This window comes from Methanobrevibacter sp. AbM4, assembly GCF_000404165.1.
GTDB classification, from domain to species: Archaea; Methanobacteriota; Methanobacteria; order Methanobacteriales; family Methanobacteriaceae; genus Methanarmilla; species Methanarmilla boviskoreani.
This window is the reverse complement of the sequence record NC_021355.1, coordinates 257,792-275,439: the sequence shown is the minus strand read 5'-3', so window position 1 is coordinate 275,439 and position 17,648 is coordinate 257,792. Positions and strand designations below refer to the sequence as shown.

The 17,648-nt window shown below is 29.3% G+C and carries 19 protein-coding genes; 5 read left to right on the top strand and 14 right to left on the bottom strand.

Annotated features, from left to right (window positions below):
• Positions 1-108: 108 nt before the first annotated feature.
• From ABM4_RS01085 to ABM4_RS01045, 9 genes are all read right to left on the bottom strand, one after another.
• Entirely contained in the window at positions 109-690 is a 582-nt protein-coding gene (locus ABM4_RS01085) for a 30S ribosomal protein S3ae (protein ID WP_198008278.1), read from the bottom strand.
• Positions 691-1,372: 682 nt separating this feature from the next.
• Positions 1,373-1,714 (bottom strand): NifB/NifX family molybdenum-iron cluster-binding protein, encoded by a 342-nt coding sequence (locus ABM4_RS01080; protein WP_016357839.1) that lies wholly within the window; start codon positions 1,712-1,714, stop codon positions 1,373-1,375.
• 40 nt (positions 1,715-1,754) lie between these two features.
• Positions 1,755-2,324, bottom strand: a complete 570-nt coding sequence (locus tag ABM4_RS01075; protein WP_040682355.1) for a flavodoxin family protein — start codon at positions 2,322-2,324, stop codon at positions 1,755-1,757.
• 11 nt (positions 2,325-2,335) lie between these two features.
• Entirely contained in the window at positions 2,336-2,530 is a 195-nt protein-coding gene (locus ABM4_RS01070) for an ATP-binding protein (RefSeq protein WP_016357837.1), read from the bottom strand.
• Positions 2,531-2,706: 176 nt separating this feature from the next.
• Entirely contained in the window at positions 2,707-3,462 is a 756-nt protein-coding gene (locus ABM4_RS01065) for an S-methyl-5'-thioinosine phosphorylase (RefSeq protein ID WP_016357836.1), read from the bottom strand.
• A 38-nt stretch (positions 3,463-3,500) separates the two neighbouring features.
• Positions 3,501-4,949: an RtcB family protein gene (locus tag ABM4_RS01060; protein ID WP_016357835.1), complete on the bottom strand. Its 1,449-nt coding sequence runs from the start codon at positions 4,947-4,949 to the stop codon at positions 3,501-3,503.
• Between the two features lie 181 nt (positions 4,950-5,130).
• Positions 5,131-5,595: an archease gene (locus ABM4_RS01055; protein ID WP_016357834.1), complete on the bottom strand. Its 465-nt coding sequence runs from the start codon at positions 5,593-5,595 to the stop codon at positions 5,131-5,133.
• A gap of 709 nt (positions 5,596-6,304) precedes the next feature.
• Entirely contained in the window at positions 6,305-7,423 is a 1,119-nt protein-coding gene (locus ABM4_RS01050) for an ORC1-type DNA replication protein (protein ID WP_016357832.1), read from the bottom strand.
• 328 nt (positions 7,424-7,751) lie between these two features.
• Positions 7,752-8,480: a 6-hydroxymethylpterin diphosphokinase MptE-like protein gene (locus ABM4_RS01045; RefSeq protein WP_016357831.1), complete on the bottom strand. Its 729-nt coding sequence runs from the start codon at positions 8,478-8,480 to the stop codon at positions 7,752-7,754.
• Positions 8,481-8,778: 298 nt separating this feature from the next.
• Here ABM4_RS01045 and ABM4_RS01040 point away from each other — a divergent pair, with 298 nt between their 5' ends.
• The 4 genes from ABM4_RS01040 (at position 8,779) to ABM4_RS01025 (ending at position 11,490) form a co-directional block, all read left to right on the top strand.
• Positions 8,779-9,924: an alanine--glyoxylate aminotransferase family protein gene (locus ABM4_RS01040; protein WP_016357830.1), complete on the top strand. Its 1,146-nt coding sequence runs from the start codon at positions 8,779-8,781 to the stop codon at positions 9,922-9,924.
• Between the two features lie 206 nt (positions 9,925-10,130).
• On the top strand, positions 10,131-10,559 hold the full coding sequence (locus ABM4_RS01035) for a GerW family sporulation protein (RefSeq protein WP_016357829.1): 429 nt from the start codon (positions 10,131-10,133) through the stop codon (positions 10,557-10,559).
• 42 nt (positions 10,560-10,601) lie between these two features.
• Complete coding sequence (locus tag ABM4_RS01030; protein ID WP_016357828.1) at positions 10,602-11,201, top strand: DUF2953 domain-containing protein; 600 nt, start codon at positions 10,602-10,604, stop codon at positions 11,199-11,201.
• Complete coding sequence (locus tag ABM4_RS01025) at positions 11,191-11,490, top strand: hypothetical protein (RefSeq protein WP_016357827.1); 300 nt, start codon at positions 11,191-11,193, stop codon at positions 11,488-11,490. The genes ABM4_RS01030 and ABM4_RS01025 overlap by 11 nt, the downstream gene beginning before the upstream one ends.
• A gap of 217 nt (positions 11,491-11,707) precedes the next feature.
• On the opposite strand, the gene ABM4_RS01020 is transcribed toward ABM4_RS01025, so the two are convergent.
• Both ABM4_RS01020 and ABM4_RS01015 read right to left on the bottom strand, forming a co-directional pair.
• Positions 11,708-13,324: a thiamine pyrophosphate-binding protein gene (locus ABM4_RS01020; protein WP_016357826.1), complete on the bottom strand. Its 1,617-nt coding sequence runs from the start codon at positions 13,322-13,324 to the stop codon at positions 11,708-11,710.
• Positions 13,325-13,586: 262 nt separating this feature from the next.
• Positions 13,587-14,045, bottom strand: a complete 459-nt coding sequence (locus tag ABM4_RS01015; protein ID WP_016357825.1) for a dUTP diphosphatase Dut — start codon at positions 14,043-14,045, stop codon at positions 13,587-13,589.
• A 219-nt stretch (positions 14,046-14,264) separates the two neighbouring features.
• On the opposite strand from ABM4_RS01015, the gene dmpI reads away from it, so the two are divergent.
• Positions 14,265-14,456 (top strand): 4-oxalocrotonate tautomerase DmpI, encoded by a 192-nt coding sequence (gene dmpI, locus ABM4_RS01010; RefSeq protein WP_016357824.1) that lies wholly within the window; start codon positions 14,265-14,267, stop codon positions 14,454-14,456.
• Between the two features lie 306 nt (positions 14,457-14,762).
• On the opposite strand, the gene ftsY is transcribed toward dmpI, so the two are convergent.
• The 3 genes from ftsY to rpl18a all read right to left on the bottom strand — a co-directional run bounded on the left by ftsY (position 14,763) and on the right by rpl18a (position 17,630).
• Positions 14,763-16,283: a signal recognition particle-docking protein FtsY gene (gene ftsY, locus ABM4_RS01005; RefSeq protein WP_016357823.1), complete on the bottom strand. Its 1,521-nt coding sequence runs from the start codon at positions 16,281-16,283 to the stop codon at positions 14,763-14,765.
• 670 nt (positions 16,284-16,953) lie between these two features.
• Positions 16,954-17,391, bottom strand: coding sequence for a prefoldin subunit alpha (pfdA, locus tag ABM4_RS01000; protein ID WP_016357822.1), 438 nt, complete (start codon positions 17,389-17,391; stop codon positions 16,954-16,956).
• A 14-nt stretch (positions 17,392-17,405) separates the two neighbouring features.
• Positions 17,406-17,630, bottom strand: coding sequence for a 50S ribosomal protein L18Ae (gene rpl18a, locus ABM4_RS00995; RefSeq protein ID WP_016357821.1), 225 nt, complete (start codon positions 17,628-17,630; stop codon positions 17,406-17,408).
• Positions 17,631-17,648 lie beyond the last annotated feature (18 nt).

The following is a 17,648-nucleotide window of genomic DNA, read 5'->3' as shown; positions in this document are numbered from 1 at the left end:
ATCTATTTAATTCATAAATAATATAATTTTCTAAAATAAATGAAAGAGAATAAGAATAAACAATAAAAATATTTAATTTAAAAAAAAGTTTAAGAAAAAGTTTTAAAACTAGTTTAAAACTTTACTTTTAATAATTTCTACCCTGTTAAGTGGGTATATTTTTTTAGCGTTATGGTAAATTTCAGAAGCTAATCTACCATTAGTTAAGATTTCACTAAATTCTTTGAAAGATTTTTCACTTGCTGATTCAGCAACTAAATTTTCAATGGTTTCTCTCATGAATTTTTGTTGGGAAGATTTAGCTCTTCTACTAGTTACAGCTAAAACATGAACCTTAATTTCACGGTCATCTTTAGTGGTAACAATAACAGGAGCATCTATCCTACTGGTACCTCTTCTAATCATACTTCTAATACGATCAGTGGTGATTTTATGTCCTGTAAATTTAGTATTTGCAACTTTACCTGCAACATTATCGATTTCAAATTGTAATTTAATGTATTGTTTTGAGAAATCTCCGGTTAATTCCCTCATAGTTACTTCTACAGTTCTTCCATTTAAGAATTCAGGGTCTCTTGCAGGAGTTGAACCAATTTCTTTTTCACCGAATTCAACAGGTGTTTTAATAGTGTACCATGCTTTTTCTCTCCAAGTATCACGTACTCGACGTCTAGCTTTTGCCATAAATATCTCCTCTTTAAATGTTTTTTTGTAAAATCCCTTAATTAAGTAATAATAATATTAAGAAATATTCTTTTTTTTAATAAGTAAAAATTAGATACGGCTATCTAATATGATAAATTTGATAAATCAGCATATACTATATGAATTTGTATTATTATAACTAAAAATTTGATAAATTTTAAATAAAACAGATTATCTCTGTAAAATAAGATTAAAGTTATAATCCAATAGCTGATTAAAATATATTCGTATTTAAAAGTATTTTCAATAAAGTTTTAAATAAATTTAAAACCCGCCCTTAAAGGTTACTTTAATTTTTAAAATTTATAATATATAAAAGTTTGTTTTAAACTATAATTTCAATTAGAAAAAGAGAAAATTCAAAAATAATAAACTTTTATGAAAAGTTATTACATCATAAGTCACGATTTTTAAACAAAAAGGTTATCGGTTTTAAAAAGTTTATAGTTGAAATCGAATCTTAAATTTCAAAATATCTAAGTAGAGATAGAATATTAAAGGTTAATTTTAAATGTCTATCAATTTATTTTCATACTAATAATTGATAATCAAGAAGACAATATCCCAACCCATTAATAAGCAATAATCTAGAGAAATAATATTTTAATAGATATTTAAAAGATTTTTATTAAGATCAATTTAATAGCTAATCCATAGATAAAAACCATTATATATTAAGAGGTTTATCCATAAATTCCAAATGTTTAATGTATCTTTCCAAAACCTCTTCAATAGGTCCCTCATCAACAATGACTTTAATTCCTGCATCATCAACACGGACTTTTGATTTAAAACCTATCTGCCCTACAAAAATAGTACCAACATCATGTTCCTTAAGAGCTTTAACTATTTTTACTCCCTGATGAGGTTTATCCTCTTCTATTTCCACAGTAATTTTATTCTGAAATTCCAGGTTATCCTCATCATAGTTATAAACATATATTGATGAGGCTTTACCAAAATGTAAATTTACATTCCTACCGTCAGTAGAAGCAAAAGCAAATTTCACAAAAAAGACCCCTTAAAAATAGTTATAAAAAATTAAAGAATTAATCTTTAATTTTGTTAATTAACTTAGCAACATTAGTTGCAAATAATTTAACGGTTGCAATTCCTTCAACATCTTCCTTATAAGATCCTTCAGGACCTGCAAAAACCATATTCCAATAGCTACTACCTGGAATAATCATTTCATTAATTATGAAGAACATAGACATTTCTTGTAAAGTTAATGTTTGACCACCACGTCTTGCAACAGTAATTGGTCCACCAACCATCCATGATAAGAATTTATCATTACCACGGGAAAGTTTACCAATTCTTTGAAGGGCAGCCATCATATCACCACGTGCAGTTCCAAAGTATACGGGAGCTGCAGGTATGAAACCATCAGCATCTCTAAGTTTATCTACAATCTCATTAATTCCGTCATCAAAGACACATTTTCCAGTTTCGCCACATTTTCCGCATCCTATACATGAGTGTATATTATTATTTCCAATGTTAATAATTTCTGCGTCCACACCATTAGCCTCAATAGCATCAGCACAGATATTTAAAATGCCCATAGTATTTCCATTTGGACGTGGGCTAGCACATAAAAGAATAACCTTTGAGATAGTATTACCCCCTAATCATCCTTTAATGTAATACATTCGTTAGGACATAAATCTACACAGGTTTCACATAAACTACATTCATCTATATCTACAGGAGTTACCTTACCATCTACCCATTGAAGAACTTCCATAGTACATAAATCTACGCAGTCTCCACATTCATCTTCGCCATCACATTTATCGTGGTCAATTATTATTGTTACCATAAAAATCACATCCATTAAAAAAATATCAATATATTTTTAATTAATTATAGTTTTTATAAAACTGATATTTACTATTATAATTTATAGTTTATAAATTATTAGCATAATATAGAATAAAAATTATAAAATTTACATAATTTTAAAAATTAAAAAAAGAAAAAATAGATAGAAACAAGCTATTCTAAAGCATGATGGCAATCACAGTCATAGTCATCATCTAAAGATAATATTGTCCTATGTATTAAGCCTAAAAGTGCATGTTTTTTCTCTTCCATAATCTCTGCAACTTCTTCAAAGCTTAGTTTATCCGGAGATATGGAGGTTCCAAAATTGCTTACAACACATATTGTTTCATAGCAAATTCCCTTTTCCCTTGCAAGAACTGCCTCCGGAAGTCCTGTCATACCTACTAAATCTCCACCAATAATCTTAAACATTTTAATCTCTGCAGGAGTTTCAAATCTAGGACCTTCGGTACATACATATGTACCATGAGGAATAATTTTCTCATCCTCACCGTTTTCTAAAATAGCTTCCCTAAGTCTTGGACAATAAGGCTCGGACATATCAATATGATGTACCTCGTTATCATAAAATGTTCTATCCCTTAAGACTGTAAAGTCCAAAAAGTCGTCAGGAAGCACTATTGATCCAGGAGGCATTTCCATGTTAATGGAACCTACCGCATTAGTGGAAATAATCTGGTCCACACCACAGTTTGCTAAAGCCTGTATATTGGCCTTATAATTGATCATGTGAGGAGGGGTTTTATGTCCTTTATGATGACGAGAAATAAAAGCCACTTTTTTAGATTCGATATTTAACATTGTAACAACAACAGAACCGTATTCAGTATCTACAGTTATATCCTCTTTTGAATCAGCAAGCTCTGTTATTTCATAAACTCCACTACCGCCTATAATTCCTAACAAAATAATCACCTAATCATAATGAAAAAAAGGATATTGGATTATCCTTTTGTAACTGCAAGAGGGCTAACCTTTGCAACAAGTTTTGCAATACCTGTCGTATCAGATGTTTTAACAACATTGTCCACATTCTTATATGCTCCAGGTGCCTCTTCAGCAATAATTGGTCGGGTATTTGCTTTAATATGAATACCTTTACTTTGAAGTGTTTGTTCAATTGATTCAGGAGTAAATTCTTTTTTAGCTTTAGACCTTGATAAGACCCTTCCTGCACCATGAGCAGTAGAACCAAATGTCTCTTCCATTGCAACATCGGTTCCATGAAGTATATATGAAGATGTACCCATTGTTCCTGGAATTAAAACTGGTTGACCAATACTACGATATTCTTTAGGAATTTCAATTCTACCGGGACCAAATGCTCTAGTTGCTCCTTTTCTATGAACAATAAGTTCTTGTTTAGATTTTCTAACCTTATGAACCTCTTTCTTAGCTATATTATGTGCCACATCATAAATAGTTGTCATGCCCATATCCTCTGCAGACTGACCTAGAACATCTTCAAATGATTCCCTTACCCAGTGAGTCATCATTTGTCTGTTTGCCCATGCATAATTTGCAGCAGCATACATTGCTTTTAAATAATCCTGAGCCTCGTGGGAATCTATTGGCGCACAAGCCAATTGTCTATCAGGAAGAGTAACCTCATATTTTTTATATGCCTTATCCATTAATCTCAAATAATCAGAACATACCTGATGACCGCATCCACGGGATCCGCTATGAATCATAATAGTTATAGTGCCTGGAACAATGCCAAAAGCTTTTGCAGCCTCTTCATTGTATATCTCATCCACTTTCTGAATTTCCAGGAAATGGTTTCCAGAACCGAGAGAGCCTAATTGAGGAATACCTCTTCTTTTAGCTTTATCGGATACTAAACTAGGATCTGCATCCAATAACCTACCATTCTCTTCAAGATATTTTAAATCATCATTCCAACCAAATTCATGGTCCACAGCCCATTCTGCACCGTATTTTAAAACATCATCCACCTGGTTTTCCTTAAGATGGAATCGTCCTTTACTTCCTACACCGGAAGGAATATTTTTAAATAAAGTATCGGTTAACTCTTTAATTTTAGGTTCAATATCCTCTGCTGTAAGATTGGTTCTTATCATTCTTACTCCACAGTTAATATCAAAGCCTACACCACCGGGACTTATTACCCCATTCTTAGTACTGACGGCACCTACACCACCAATACTAAATCCATATCCAAAATGGATATCAGGAAGTCCTATGGAATATTGTTGAATACCTGGAAGACAAGCAACATTTGCAACTTGTTCAAGAGCCTCATCTTCAAGGTTTTCAAAACCTTCATCATCAATGTATATTCTACCAGGAACTCTCATTTCCCTTTTATAACTACTAGGAATTTCCCATACATTATCCCGAACTTTTGTAATCTCTTCTTTAATACTCATAAAATCACTTAACAATAAATAACAATTAAATAAATTGAAAGTTTAGTAAATATAATCAATAAAATCCCATAGATAATAATATTATTAGGAATTTTAAATTAAAATATTAATCTATTATAATATAATATTTTATCTGTAAATACTTAATGTTTATTATATAATAAAAAGTTTTATAAAAAACTTATAAATCAAGAATTACCCTTAGCCTATAATAATCATCAATCTTTTTAACTTCCATCATATGAAAGGTTATGGCCTTAACCTCGGAACCTCTTTCATGTTTTACATCCCAATTTATAGATTCTCCCTTAATATTGGCCTTTAATCTATATTGGTTTCCATTATCTCCATCTATCTTTTCAATATCAACATTGAATTTTGAAAATAGGATAAAATTAACCTCATGTAAAAACAATAACTCCTCTAAATAGTCATAAAGAAGGGACACTAAATCCTCTGATTCCACTTCAATATCCATATCCTCAACAGGATCAACATTATCTGTATTGGAGATGATGTTAAACATTGCAAGTCCCGCGTTTTCAAAAGCCTCTTTTAAGGTATTTCCATAGGATAAAAACCCAATATCTGCAGTGACATCAAAAAATTCATAAGGTTTATCTGGTTTTTTATTATTGGATAACATAATAACACTACTTATTTGATATTAATCATTTTAATCAGAAAAAAAATTTAATATTTAAATAAAATATTAGTTTTCAAATGGACTCTCGGATTTTCTTTAAATATATTTCAAAACACATTTTAGTTTGAGAGTGATTAGTATGTTCAAATATAAAGATACAAATTTAAATGCAGATTTAAGAAAAAAAACCTCAATCAATGACATAATAATCGAAAATCATATAAGTATTCAATCTTGCATGGTAATACTAATGGCATTTTTAGTATTGCTTTATTCAGTACTATCTATTATTGGAGTATAATCCTACATATTAATTATTTATGTTTTCGTCTTAGATTAGATAATACCAAACCCTATTACTCTAATAATACTAAATTATTAGTATTCCATGCAAATTTATAATTTATAATTTAACTTAAATTAATTCATTTAAGTATACTTTAAAATCAGATTATTAATAATGAATTGCAACCTACAAAAAAATACGATAATTATATTTTATAAATCCCTAGAAATTAGAGTAATAGATAGATAGTCTTAAACATGAATTTAATATTAGAATCTGCCAATATTAAATTTATGAACTTATGATAATTTATTTAAATTCCAAATAAATTATAGATTAATAGTCACAGGGACAGATTGTTTGATCTTTAAAATTCAAAAACCACAATTTTCCCAAATCATATTTTAAAAGACAAAGGATTGATTATATATCTAAAGATTTAATATCCTCTGGATTAAATCTTATAATAATCTGTCGTGAATTACCTCTTACACCTTTTCCTGTAAGTTTTGTGTCTATTAATCTTAAAAATTCTAATTTATCCAAGGTCCTATTAAAAGTCGCATAACTTAATCCTGTTTTTTCTTTGAATAATTTTGATAGTTCACCTGCAGTTAGAATCTCATCGCTACTTGCCACTATTTTTAACAATTGTCTTTCAACATCACTTAAAGATTTATATGTTTCTACAAGATTTACTGAGATTTGCTGTGATTTTGCTTTTTCCAAATGATCCTCTGTAATCTTAGGATTAGCCTCGGATTCTGCAATGTTACCACAGACTTTGAGCAAATCAATACCTACTCTTAAATCTCCACTATCAACGGTATAATCAGTAATTTCCTCAATTATATCATCGGAGATTACACCATCATAAAAACCATAGTGAGCTCTTTTTTTAAGAATGTCTAAAACCTCGGAACGTGTATATGGCTGGAAAACAATGTCCTGGGGAATAAACACAGTATTAACATTTTTATCCAGGGAATATTTAAAAGCGATATCTGACAATATTACAAATAAACCAGTTCTGACTCCAGGAAATTCCTCATAAGCCCTTAAAATATCATAAAATAATTTATTAGCATTTTTAGTCTGGAAAAGATAATTAACATCATCAAATGCCACAATTAAACTTTTATCGTTATCCAGTAAATAATCCATTATCTGTTTATATACCTTAGCATAAGGAACCCCTGTTTCAGGAGGATAATGGTTGAAAATTTTCTTAAATATTTCAGACATGACACTGAAGGGAGTGGTGTGAAGCTGACAATTTATAAAGCAACAGACAACCTTATTGGTAGTGTCCTCAACAAGTTCAAATACTTTTTTAACTGCTGTTGTCTTTCCAGTAGCACATGGACCTAAAATTACAGAATTAATTGGACGACCTCCTCTTAAAGCAGGTCTAATACATGTTGCCATTGCCTCCATTTGACTGTCCCTAAAATCATAATTCTGAGGAGTGTAGTCTGGATTAAAAACATTTTCATTCCTAAAAATTGTTTCATCAAACATTAAAATATCTTTAATTCCCATAATCTATACCAGTAAATTTATTTAAAAAACATATTTCTAAAAAGGTATTTAATCCATAATTAGACATGATAAAATAAATAATTTAAAAAATATGATTAAATCTTTAATAAATAATCACATACAGTCTTATGAATTATTTTTAGAAATATTAGAAATCTGAAAATCTATTAATAAATATTAATCATAATAGATTATAATTGTTTAATCTTAAATAATTTATTAAAAGAATTGGAAAATAATCCCCTAAATTAAAAAAAGATTAAAATATAAAAAATTTTTAAAATATTATAAAATAATTCTAAATAAAAAATTAAAAAAGCATACTAAATTAATCACAGAGATTAATTAACTCAACATCGGTATTTTCCTTAATCCAATTAGTTAAATTCTCGGCATATTCTAATTTTTTAGTTTTAATCTCATCTGCAGGCATTAATCTACCTGGATTTTTAGGTCTAGAATATTGGGTTACAATTGTACCGAAGTCCATACCTGCAAGTATTAATGTTTTAGCACCTAAAGCAAGTGATAAAAACATTGCCCTATCACCATCTGTAAAACCACCGAAGTTATAAAGATGTCCTTCTGGCTTTGATTGAGTTGTTCCTAAAACATTATCGAAAAATGGAACATATTTCTCTATTAATTCCTTATTATTACCATGAGCATGAATAACAGGATATGCATGTCTATAATTAGCTGCCAAAAGATCATCCATATTTCCGTCCAAATCAGTAGCCACAATATCCGGAACGATATGGTCTTCTAAAAGTGCAGTAGTAGCACCATCAGCAGAAACTAAAACATAATCATCAAGATTGTAATTTTCCCTAATATCATGAATATGTTTTTTAATAGAAGGTCCAGCACCGAATACTATAAACTTATCGGTATTCTTGAAATCAACACAGTTTTCTTTTAACTCCTCAAGTGTAATATAACCTTCCTCATCTAACACCTTATCTAGAAGTTTAGCTGAATCCTCATCATCCTCTCTTATAAATCCAAAATCATCTAAAATCTTTTCATACCATGTTTCCCAATCACTGAATTTCATAGATAATAATTTATTTTTTATATAAATAAATTTTATTATAAATACTACAAAAATCAGAAAAGATTACCCTATATTCTAATAAAATCCACTAAAAATTATAAAATTTACAAAATAAATTATTAAAAGAATAAAATAAGAAAATTTTCAGATTAAAATAAAAAATATCAAATATTTTTAATAAAACCTGAATAAACAAAAAACTTTAATATAATATAAATTAAAAATTTAATTAAGCTTGAAATATGATAATAATTAAAAAAAATAAACAAGCTTTTTATATTAATGGAGGAAATTGTACATGAATGATACATTATTAATGCTTCCAGGACCTGTAAATGTAGCTCCAAATGTACTTGCTGCAATGTCTAAAGGTATTGTAAACCACAGAGGAGCTGAATTCGGGAAAATATATAATGAAACTTGTGATGCAATGTCAAGAGTTTTCAAAACCGATAATCAATCTTATATATTCACATCATCTGGTACTGGTGGTATGGAAGCAGCTATTGCAAATATAGCTAATCCAAAAGAAAAAATATTAAGTGTTGTAGGAGGTAAATTCGGAGAACGTTTCGCAGATATTGCAAGAGTTCACGGAATCGATGTTGAAGAATTAGCTGTGGAATGGGGAACTGCAGTAACTCCTGAGGCTATTGAAGCAGCACTTGAAGCTGATGAAAACATTAAAGCAGTAAGTTTAATTCACAATGAAACTTCTACTGGTGTAGCTGCACCAATTAAAGAAATTGGTAAAGTTATGAAAAACTACGACGCATTATTTGTTGTAGATACCGTATCTTCCCTTGGAGGAGACGAAGTAGATGTTGATAAATTTGGAATTGATGTCTGTGTTACTGGATCACAGAAATGTTTAGCAGCACCACCAGGTCTTTCAATGATTACATTAAGTGACGATGCATGGAAAGCTGTCGAAGGTGTAAATCCACAGACATATTACTTTAACATGAAAAAGTACAGAGATAGTGGAAATAAAAACCCTGCTCAAACTCCATACACCCCATCTGTATCATTAATCTACGGATTACAAGAGGCACTTAATGATATTGAAAAAGAAGGATTAGATAATAGGGTTGCACGTCACCACTTAAATGCAGAGGCATCAAGGAATGCATCTAAAGCATTAGGATTTGAACTCTTTGCTGAAGAGGAACATGCATCTTGTACTGTTACTGCACTTAAAATACCTGAAGGATTAACTGATGATGATATCAGAGGAACTATGTTAAACAAATATGGTGTACAATTAGCTGGTGGACAAGACCACCTTAAAGGTAATGTCTTCAGAATAGGACATATGGGAGTAACTAATTATAAAGAATTAGCTATAACCTTTACCGCTTTAGGTATGACATTAAAAGAAAAAGGAGTAGATGTTGACGCTGGTGCAGGTGTAGCTGCATTAGCTGACACATACATAAACTAAACACACCCCTTATTTCTTTTTCTATTTTAAAACAACTATTTTTAACTAGATAAATCAGACAGATTAATTGAACAATTATAAAGATACTATTTTTTTAAACTTAAATTATTAATAAATTCAACAATAAAACAATTTTTAAAAAAATTTAGGAACAACTAAAAATAATATTAATAATGAATTCCATATTAAAACTAGAGGTAAAAATAATGTCAAATGAAGAAACTATAAAAGTCACCTTAGAGGAGTTAAAAAAACTTTTAAAAACCAATAGTATTGTTGGAGAAACAATTGAAACCGAAAATGCCGAATTAATTCCAATTGTAAAAATGGGATTTGGTTTCGGTAGTGGAGGTATTAATGATGTAGGTTTTGGTGGAGCCGGTGCAGGAATTGATCCTGTAAGTATGGTTATAATTCCAAAAGGAGAATCAGGTTCTGAAAATATAAGGGTAATTGATATTACAGCAAGAAGTGAAACCAACAAAGCAATAAATGATTTAGCAAGTATAGTAACCGGAATAATCAAAAGTTATGCTGCAGAAAAACAAGGAGCATATGAAGCTAATTGGGAATACAAGCAAGAAGATGACGTAAAGCCAGAAAATAACTCTGCAGGTATAAATGACGTAGAATAAAAAAACAGTTAATAAAATAATTATAAAAAAGTAGGGATTGACTTGGATATTCTATTAGGTATCATCATTTTAATTATTATAATAATTCTTTTGATTATAATAGTTTTAAAAATAGGTATAAAAATAGAGATATCTGTAAAATATTCCAGTGAAATTAAAGGGGAGCTAGACCTATTTATCTTAAATAAAATAAAAGTCTTAAGTAAAGATTTTGAAACAGGTAAGGATAGAAACAATAAGGAAGATTCCAAAAATAATAAGCTTCCTAGTAAAGAATTAATAAAAAAGATAATGGATGATAGAGAGTCCTTCATCAATATGTTTAAGATTATAAAAAGAAGTACAAAATTGGAGCATACCAATTTCCATATCAAATTTGGTTTTAACAGTCCAAGCACAACTGCAAAGTTTAGTGGTTTCCTATGGGCCGTCGGAAGCATACTATCAGCAAATCCCAAATACCATATTCGAATAAATCCAGTGTTTAACGAGGAGATATTTAATATTGAATATGATTCAGCACTAAATATTTCCCTTCTTAAACCCTCATACAAAGTTCTAAAAATCATAAGAAAAGAGCCTACTAAATCAATAGTAAAAGAAATTGTTAAAGGATTCAGAGATGAAAAAGATGAGTCTTAAAGAAAAAATCAACAAGTATACAGATTTTAAAACCCATAAAGAGATAGTCTTTGGATCCCGGATAGTAGTTGAAAATAAGGACATCTACCCAATATATGAAATAAAAATCCGCTCCTTTAAAAACATAGTGCCGGAGGCATCAATAAATCCCATAGGTCTATTCTTTAAAGAGAAAAATCAGAAAAAATACGAGTATTATATTCAATTTATAGATAAGACATATATGGAATATAAAGGGGAGATAAGCAAGGCATATTATGATGAATTTAAAGAAAACATTAGCTTTTAAACTCCAATCAGCATTCTTTAATTTTAGAATATAAAAAACAAATTTAACAAAGCAAATAAGTAATTAAAAATTAGCATACTGAGATTATATAAATTTAATAGAAAAATAGAGATGAATAAGCTGATTAAAATTGATATAATAAGAATAGATGAAATAAGCAAATAACAAGTTAATACAAATTTAATAACTTTTTTTTACCAATTAAAAAAATAAAAAATTATTGAGGTTTAACCTCGGACAATGGAATATTCTCCTGACGAGTCAATACCTCAATAAAGTAAGGACCATTAGAATCTTTAGCCTTTAAAAGTGCCTTTTCTAATTGTTCAATATTGGCTACTCTTTCACCGTCAATGCCATAACCTTTCACAATAGCCAAGAAATCTGGATTTTTTAAATCAACCTGGTAACGGAAATCAGGACTTATCATCTCTTCCCATTGACGAATAATAGCCAACTGATTATTATTAATTACACATATGACTATAGGAAGATTATATTCTGCAATAGTTGCTAACTCTTGAATACACATCTGGAAACTTCCGTCACCTGTAATTACAAGAACCCTATCATCAGGATGTGCTAAGGAAATTCCAATTGAACCTGGAAGTCCCATACCCATTGGACATAAAGCACCGGAATATAAAAATTTACCGAACTTGTTAGGACGGGCATAGAGCATTGTCCAGGTAGCATGAGAACCTGCATCACTCATAATATAAGCATCATCCATCTTACCAATTACTGTTTTAATGGCTACCTGAGGTCTAAGTGGCATAGAACGGGTATCGTCTTCACCTTCAACTAGAAGTTTCTCATCATGGAGTTTTATTTCTTTCAACCATTGTTTATTATTATAGGAATCAATTTCAATTTTATTTAGTTCATCTAAAACATGGGACACATCACCATGAATCTTAAGTCTGCCCTTTAGAACATGCTCGTCAATATTAACATGAACAATTTTCTGCTGAAAATCATTAAGATCCTTAGTAAGTGCAGTGGTTCTCTCAGACAATCTTGAACCTAACACTAAAATCAAATCGGAATTCAAATACGCATAGTTGCTCATTGCAGTTCCTCTCAGACCGACCATCCCCAAATTAATAGGATTATTCTCATCAATAACACCACGGGCAGTATATGTGGTGGCAATAGGAATATTGTTTTTCTCTGCAAATTCCTTTAATTTTAGACAAGCTCCAGACCAAACTACCCCTGCACCTGCAATAATAAATGGTTTCTTAGATGATGAGATGATTGTCTTTAAAAGATTTAATTGATTATAATTATAATTTGGATCATATTCAACAGGATAATCCAAATAATTTGAAGGAGCCTCTTCATTTAAAACATCCTTTGGAAGATTAATATGAATAGGTCCGGTTGGTTCCTTATTAAATATTTCAATAGCCTCTTTTAATGCATGGATAGCTTCCTTAGCATTTGTTGGAGCGTAATTTTTAACAGTAACATTTTCAAAGACACTTGGCAAGTCAAATGTTTGGAATCTGTCCTCTAATCTTTCAGAGTATGGATTGTCCCCTGTAAGAATAAGAATAGGAACATGATCCTTATAGGATGTTGCAGCGGCCATTACAAAATTTAATGCACCAGGAGATGCAGTTGAAATACATACAGAAAATTTACCAGTAGAACAAGCATACATACTTGCAGCATGTGCACCTGCCTGTTCATGTCTTACAAGAATATGTTCAATTGATGAGTCTTGTAGTGCCCTATAAACTGGAAGAATCTGTTCACCTGGATGACCAAATATATGTTTTACACCGGCATTTTCCAATAATTTAACTAAAGCTTCAGCAGTATTCATAATATCCCATAATTAAAATATTTGATTAATTTGTTTCTAAATTTATTTTATTCTAAACAATTTTTGATAATCTTGATCTAATTTATTTTATTTAAAACCATTTTTTTTATTAATTTAATCTAACCTTATAATAGTTAGCTATCTTATTAAATAAATTTGCATATACCTTAAAATTTACCTTTTAATTTAATGTATAGAATTATTTTATTTTAAGATAATATTAAGTCTAGAAAGTATTAATACTTTCCATTAATCTATAGAATTAATTTTCCTCCTCCTGATATGAACCATTATACTCCCCAGAACCTTTAACATCAAAGACTACTCCCTGAGCAATCCTATCCCCTTTTTTTATTTTATATGGATACTCCCCATGATTTATAATTAAAAATGTTAATGTTCCAAAGAAACCGGGATCACCTACAGCAGTTTGAACGGAGATAAATGATCTGAGTAATGTGGATCTTGGAGTATATAACATTGTATAACCTTTAGGAATTTTAATTTTCTTATCAATAGTTGCAAGATATGCAGTATGAGGTTCTAATGTATATATTGGTCCTTCTAAAGCTTCAACCTCGGGTAAATTTTTTTCATTATCAATTAATGAGCCTGGACCCCTCTGTACTAAAATTTCATCTAAAGCAAAATCAATTCCTGAAGGTTGAATTGTATCTATAAAATCAGGAAATAGTTTCTTAAGTTCTTCTTCACCTAACATAAAATCACTGTTATTATATTAATTATGCATGTATTTTAAGAATACCATATACTTATAAGTTATAAGTTATACTAAAATCAATATTAATTTTTAATTATAAGTTATAACTTATAATAGTATTTTTATATTTAAAAAATTTTAATAATTATAATTATTATATTTAGAATTGTTTATAATAGTATAGGATTTTTAAATTAAAAAATAAAAAAAGGTGAAAAAATGCCAGTTGTAACTATTGCAGGAAATCCGGGAATAAGTAAAGAGAAAAAGGAAAAATTAATAAAGGAAGTAAGTAATTCTGTTGCAGAAGCATATGATTTACCTATAGAAACTGTAACCATACTTATACAATCATATAATCCAGAGGATATTGGAGCTGGAGGAGTAATGCTAAGTAAAAAAAATAAATAAATAAACAAATAGAAAAAAGATTTAAAGACCTTAAAGATTAAAATAAGATGTTTAATGAAATTAAAGAAATATATAAGGGATTATGATTAAAAAAATATAATTCCTAATATAATTTATTAAAAAATAAGTCTTAGATTAATTAATAGAATTACTATATTTTTTCTCTACTATTTTTAAAAATTAAATTAAAGGATTAATCAATAAAATCATTATATTTTCCCTGCTCTTTTTAAAATTAAATTAAAACAGGAATGTTTTAAAAAAAAAAAAAATAACTAAAAATTAAAAATAGAGATATGAAAGAATTTATGAGAACAGTTGATCTAACATCCATTCTGCATTATATTCCTTAATATCATCATAACCTTGACCCATACCTAAGAAATAAATAGGTTTTTTAATGACATAACCAATAGATAATGAAGCGCCACCTTTAGCATCAGCATCTGCCTTAGTTAATATAACCCCATCAATATCAATAGCTTCATTAAATTTTTTAGCCTGTTCTACTGCATCATTACCAGTTAATGCATCACCAACAAAAACAACCAAATCAGGTTTTGCAACCCTTTTAATCTTTTTCATCTCATCCATTAAATTTGTATTTGTCTGCATTCTACCAGCAGTATCAATTAAGACTAAATCCTTATGCTGTGCTGTTGCATGTTCAACAGCATCATATGCTACAGCAGCAGGGTCTGATCCCTTTTGGTGTTTTATAATTTTAACTCCAACATTATTTGCATGTTGGGTGACTTGTTCAATAGCCCCTGCCCTAAATGTATCTGAAGCGGCAATAACTGGAGTGTAACCTCTTTTAAGATAATAATTAGCTAGTTTACCAATGGTAGTAGTTTTACCTGTACCATTAATACCAACCAACATGACAATTAATGGTTTTCCTTCCTTTTTCTTATCATTTAACATTTCAGTCATTGATTTTCCGTCAACATTAATGATTTTAGCAATAGCTTTCTTAAGTGCTTTGTAGGTATATTCTTCTATATCACTGCTTCTTCTGATTTTTTTACCTACAAGATCCCTTCTAACAGACTCCACAACTTCTGATGCTACATCTATTGCTACATCACCTTCAAGTAAACCTAATTCCAATTCCCAGAGAACATCTTCAATGTCCTCTTCATCAATTGTTTTTTCTTTAATAAAAGAGAAAACACCATGCTCTTCATCATTGGAATGAGTTTTTTCATCCTCTATTTCTTTATAGATTTCTTTTGCAGAAACCTCTTCCCTATATTTATCATTTACTGAAACTTCAGGTTCTTTATTTCTACTATACCAATGTTTCTTCTCTTCCTTTATCTCTTCATCATCATCTAAAAATTTATATTCAGTACTAGGACCAGTGACTTCAGGTTTTCGAGCAGGCTCTTCCTCCTCAGAGGAGCCTCTACTATACCAATGTTTTTTATTAGATTTGTATTCTTCCCCTCTAAGTTCTGCTTCTTTTTTAGCCTCCTGTTCAGCTAAAGCCTCTGCAAACCTATCCCTTTTAGGTTCATTTTTCTTTTCCTTCTTATCACTATCATCATTATGTCTTGAAAATCTTGATAAAAATCCTGAATTTTCCTCATTATCCTCATCTTCATCTATTTCCTCATCTTCCTCATCAAAAATAGCTTCCCATTCAGCATCCTTATCTTCAATAGTTTTTTCTTCTGATAAATCTTCAAAATCATCTAAATCCTCAGATGGTTCAGCACTTTCAATAACCTTAATATTATTTTCTTCTTTAGCTTCCTCATTAAGTTTATCAGTTAATTGATCACTAGTTCGAGAAAACCTCTTTTTTAAAGATTCAAACAAGTTATTACCTTCCTTAAATAATGTTTAAAATCAATGAATAATAATATATTAATTTATAATATGTAATTAATCTCTAAGAACTCAACTATAATAAAATTGAATATCTGTATATTTATTTTATCTTAAAGTATATAAAATTTTAAGTATCAGAAATAGGAATAAAGAAAAAATCCAATAAAAAAACGGTTAGATATTACTAAAAGATAATAGAATCATGTTAGTTTTCTAAAAATATTATCAGAATAAAAGTTTAATGAAATAAAATTAATACAATTATAAGATATTTAAGAATATCTAATCTTGAATCAATATAATGATTTAAAAAATTTTAACTTAAAGTAAAAAATAGAAGACATACCAAGAATATCCCATGTTTAAAATATTTGAGAAAAATAATAAAAATTATTGATATAGAAACTATTTTTAAAATATAGAACCCAAATATAAAAAAAATAAATCAGGGGCATATAACAATTTTTAGAAAGAAACATTATAAAAAAAATAACCTATTGAATAAATTAAGAAGTATACCCTCTTATAATATAAAAACAATTATTTTATAGATATATTCAAAATACAGAAAAATCAATGAAAAAACAGACAAAAATAGACAATTATAGAAAAATAGTATAAAAATAGAAAAAATAAAATAAAAGAAAAGTACTGGAAACTATTGTTGAGGTAATTTACCTTCTGCTTGAAGAGCCCTTGCTAAGTTTTCAGCAGCAGGGGATAATTGACCAATATAATCTGAGACTTTTTGTAAAGATTTTAAAGCCTTATCTAAATTATCTTTTAATTCCTCTTCCTGAGAATTGATAGTTTCAATAGCTTCTTCAGTAGTTTGTTTTACAGCAACACCAGCACCAATACTCATTACAACATTTGAAGTGTTTTTGATTTCACCTTCCATGAAAGCTCCGCCACCAACAGGAATTAAAGATTCGGCTGAATCTTTATCTTTCATCTCATTGATTGTAGATTTTAAAACTTCAAGTTCAGCCATAGAAGCATTAAGAGCATCTATTTGTTGTTGTAACAAATCAGCTTGACTTTTATAAACATTAAGTTCATTTATCATCTGTTGTAACTTTTGCTGATCATCCATAAAAAACACCTTACCTATAATATACCTTTAACAATAGGATCAATTACTTCTTCAGGGGTGATTTCTTTTATTTCTTCAATATCTATTTGATTTCTGTTTATTCTGTGTTTACTACCAAAGTCAGAATAGATTTTTTCATAGATATTTTCTTCATTAAATGATTTAAGTTCTTTAGTAAATTTTTGGACACGATCACCATTTACAAATTTACCTGTAACTCTGTAAATTTTAGTTTGCATTATAATCCCTCATTTTGA

Coding starts and splice junctions, on each gene's coding strand:
- ABM4_RS01070 (WP_016357837.1), bottom strand. CDS start 2,530: ATGGTAACAATAATAATTGACCACGATAAATGTGATGGCGAAGATGAA.
- ABM4_RS01060 (WP_016357835.1), bottom strand. CDS start 4,949: ATGAGTATTAAAGAAGAGATTACAAAAGTTCGGGATAATGTATGGGAA.
- ABM4_RS01055 (WP_016357834.1), bottom strand. CDS start 5,595: ATGTTATCCAATAATAAAAAACCAGATAAACCTTATGAATTTTTTGAT.
- ABM4_RS01050 (WP_016357832.1), bottom strand. CDS start 7,423: ATGGGAATTAAAGATATTTTAATGTTTGATGAAACAATTTTTAGGAAT.
- ABM4_RS01045 (WP_016357831.1), bottom strand. CDS start 8,480: ATGAAATTCAGTGATTGGGAAACATGGTATGAAAAGATTTTAGATGAT.
- ABM4_RS01040 (WP_016357830.1), top strand. CDS start 8,779: ATGAATGATACATTATTAATGCTTCCAGGACCTGTAAATGTAGCTCCA.
- ABM4_RS01035 (WP_016357829.1), top strand. CDS start 10,131: ATGTCAAATGAAGAAACTATAAAAGTCACCTTAGAGGAGTTAAAAAAA.
- ABM4_RS01025 (WP_016357827.1), top strand. CDS start 11,191: ATGAGTCTTAAAGAAAAAATCAACAAGTATACAGATTTTAAAACCCAT.
- ABM4_RS01020 (WP_016357826.1), bottom strand. CDS start 13,324: ATGAATACTGCTGAAGCTTTAGTTAAATTATTGGAAAATGCCGGTGTA.
- ABM4_RS01015 (WP_016357825.1), bottom strand. CDS start 14,045: ATGTTAGGTGAAGAAGAACTTAAGAAACTATTTCCTGATTTTATAGAT.
- dmpI (WP_016357824.1), top strand. CDS start 14,265: ATGCCAGTTGTAACTATTGCAGGAAATCCGGGAATAAGTAAAGAGAAA.
- pfdA (WP_016357822.1), bottom strand. CDS start 17,391: ATGGATGATCAGCAAAAGTTACAACAGATGATAAATGAACTTAATGTT.
- rpl18a (WP_016357821.1), bottom strand. CDS start 17,630: ATGCAAACTAAAATTTACAGAGTTACAGGTAAATTTGTAAATGGTGAT.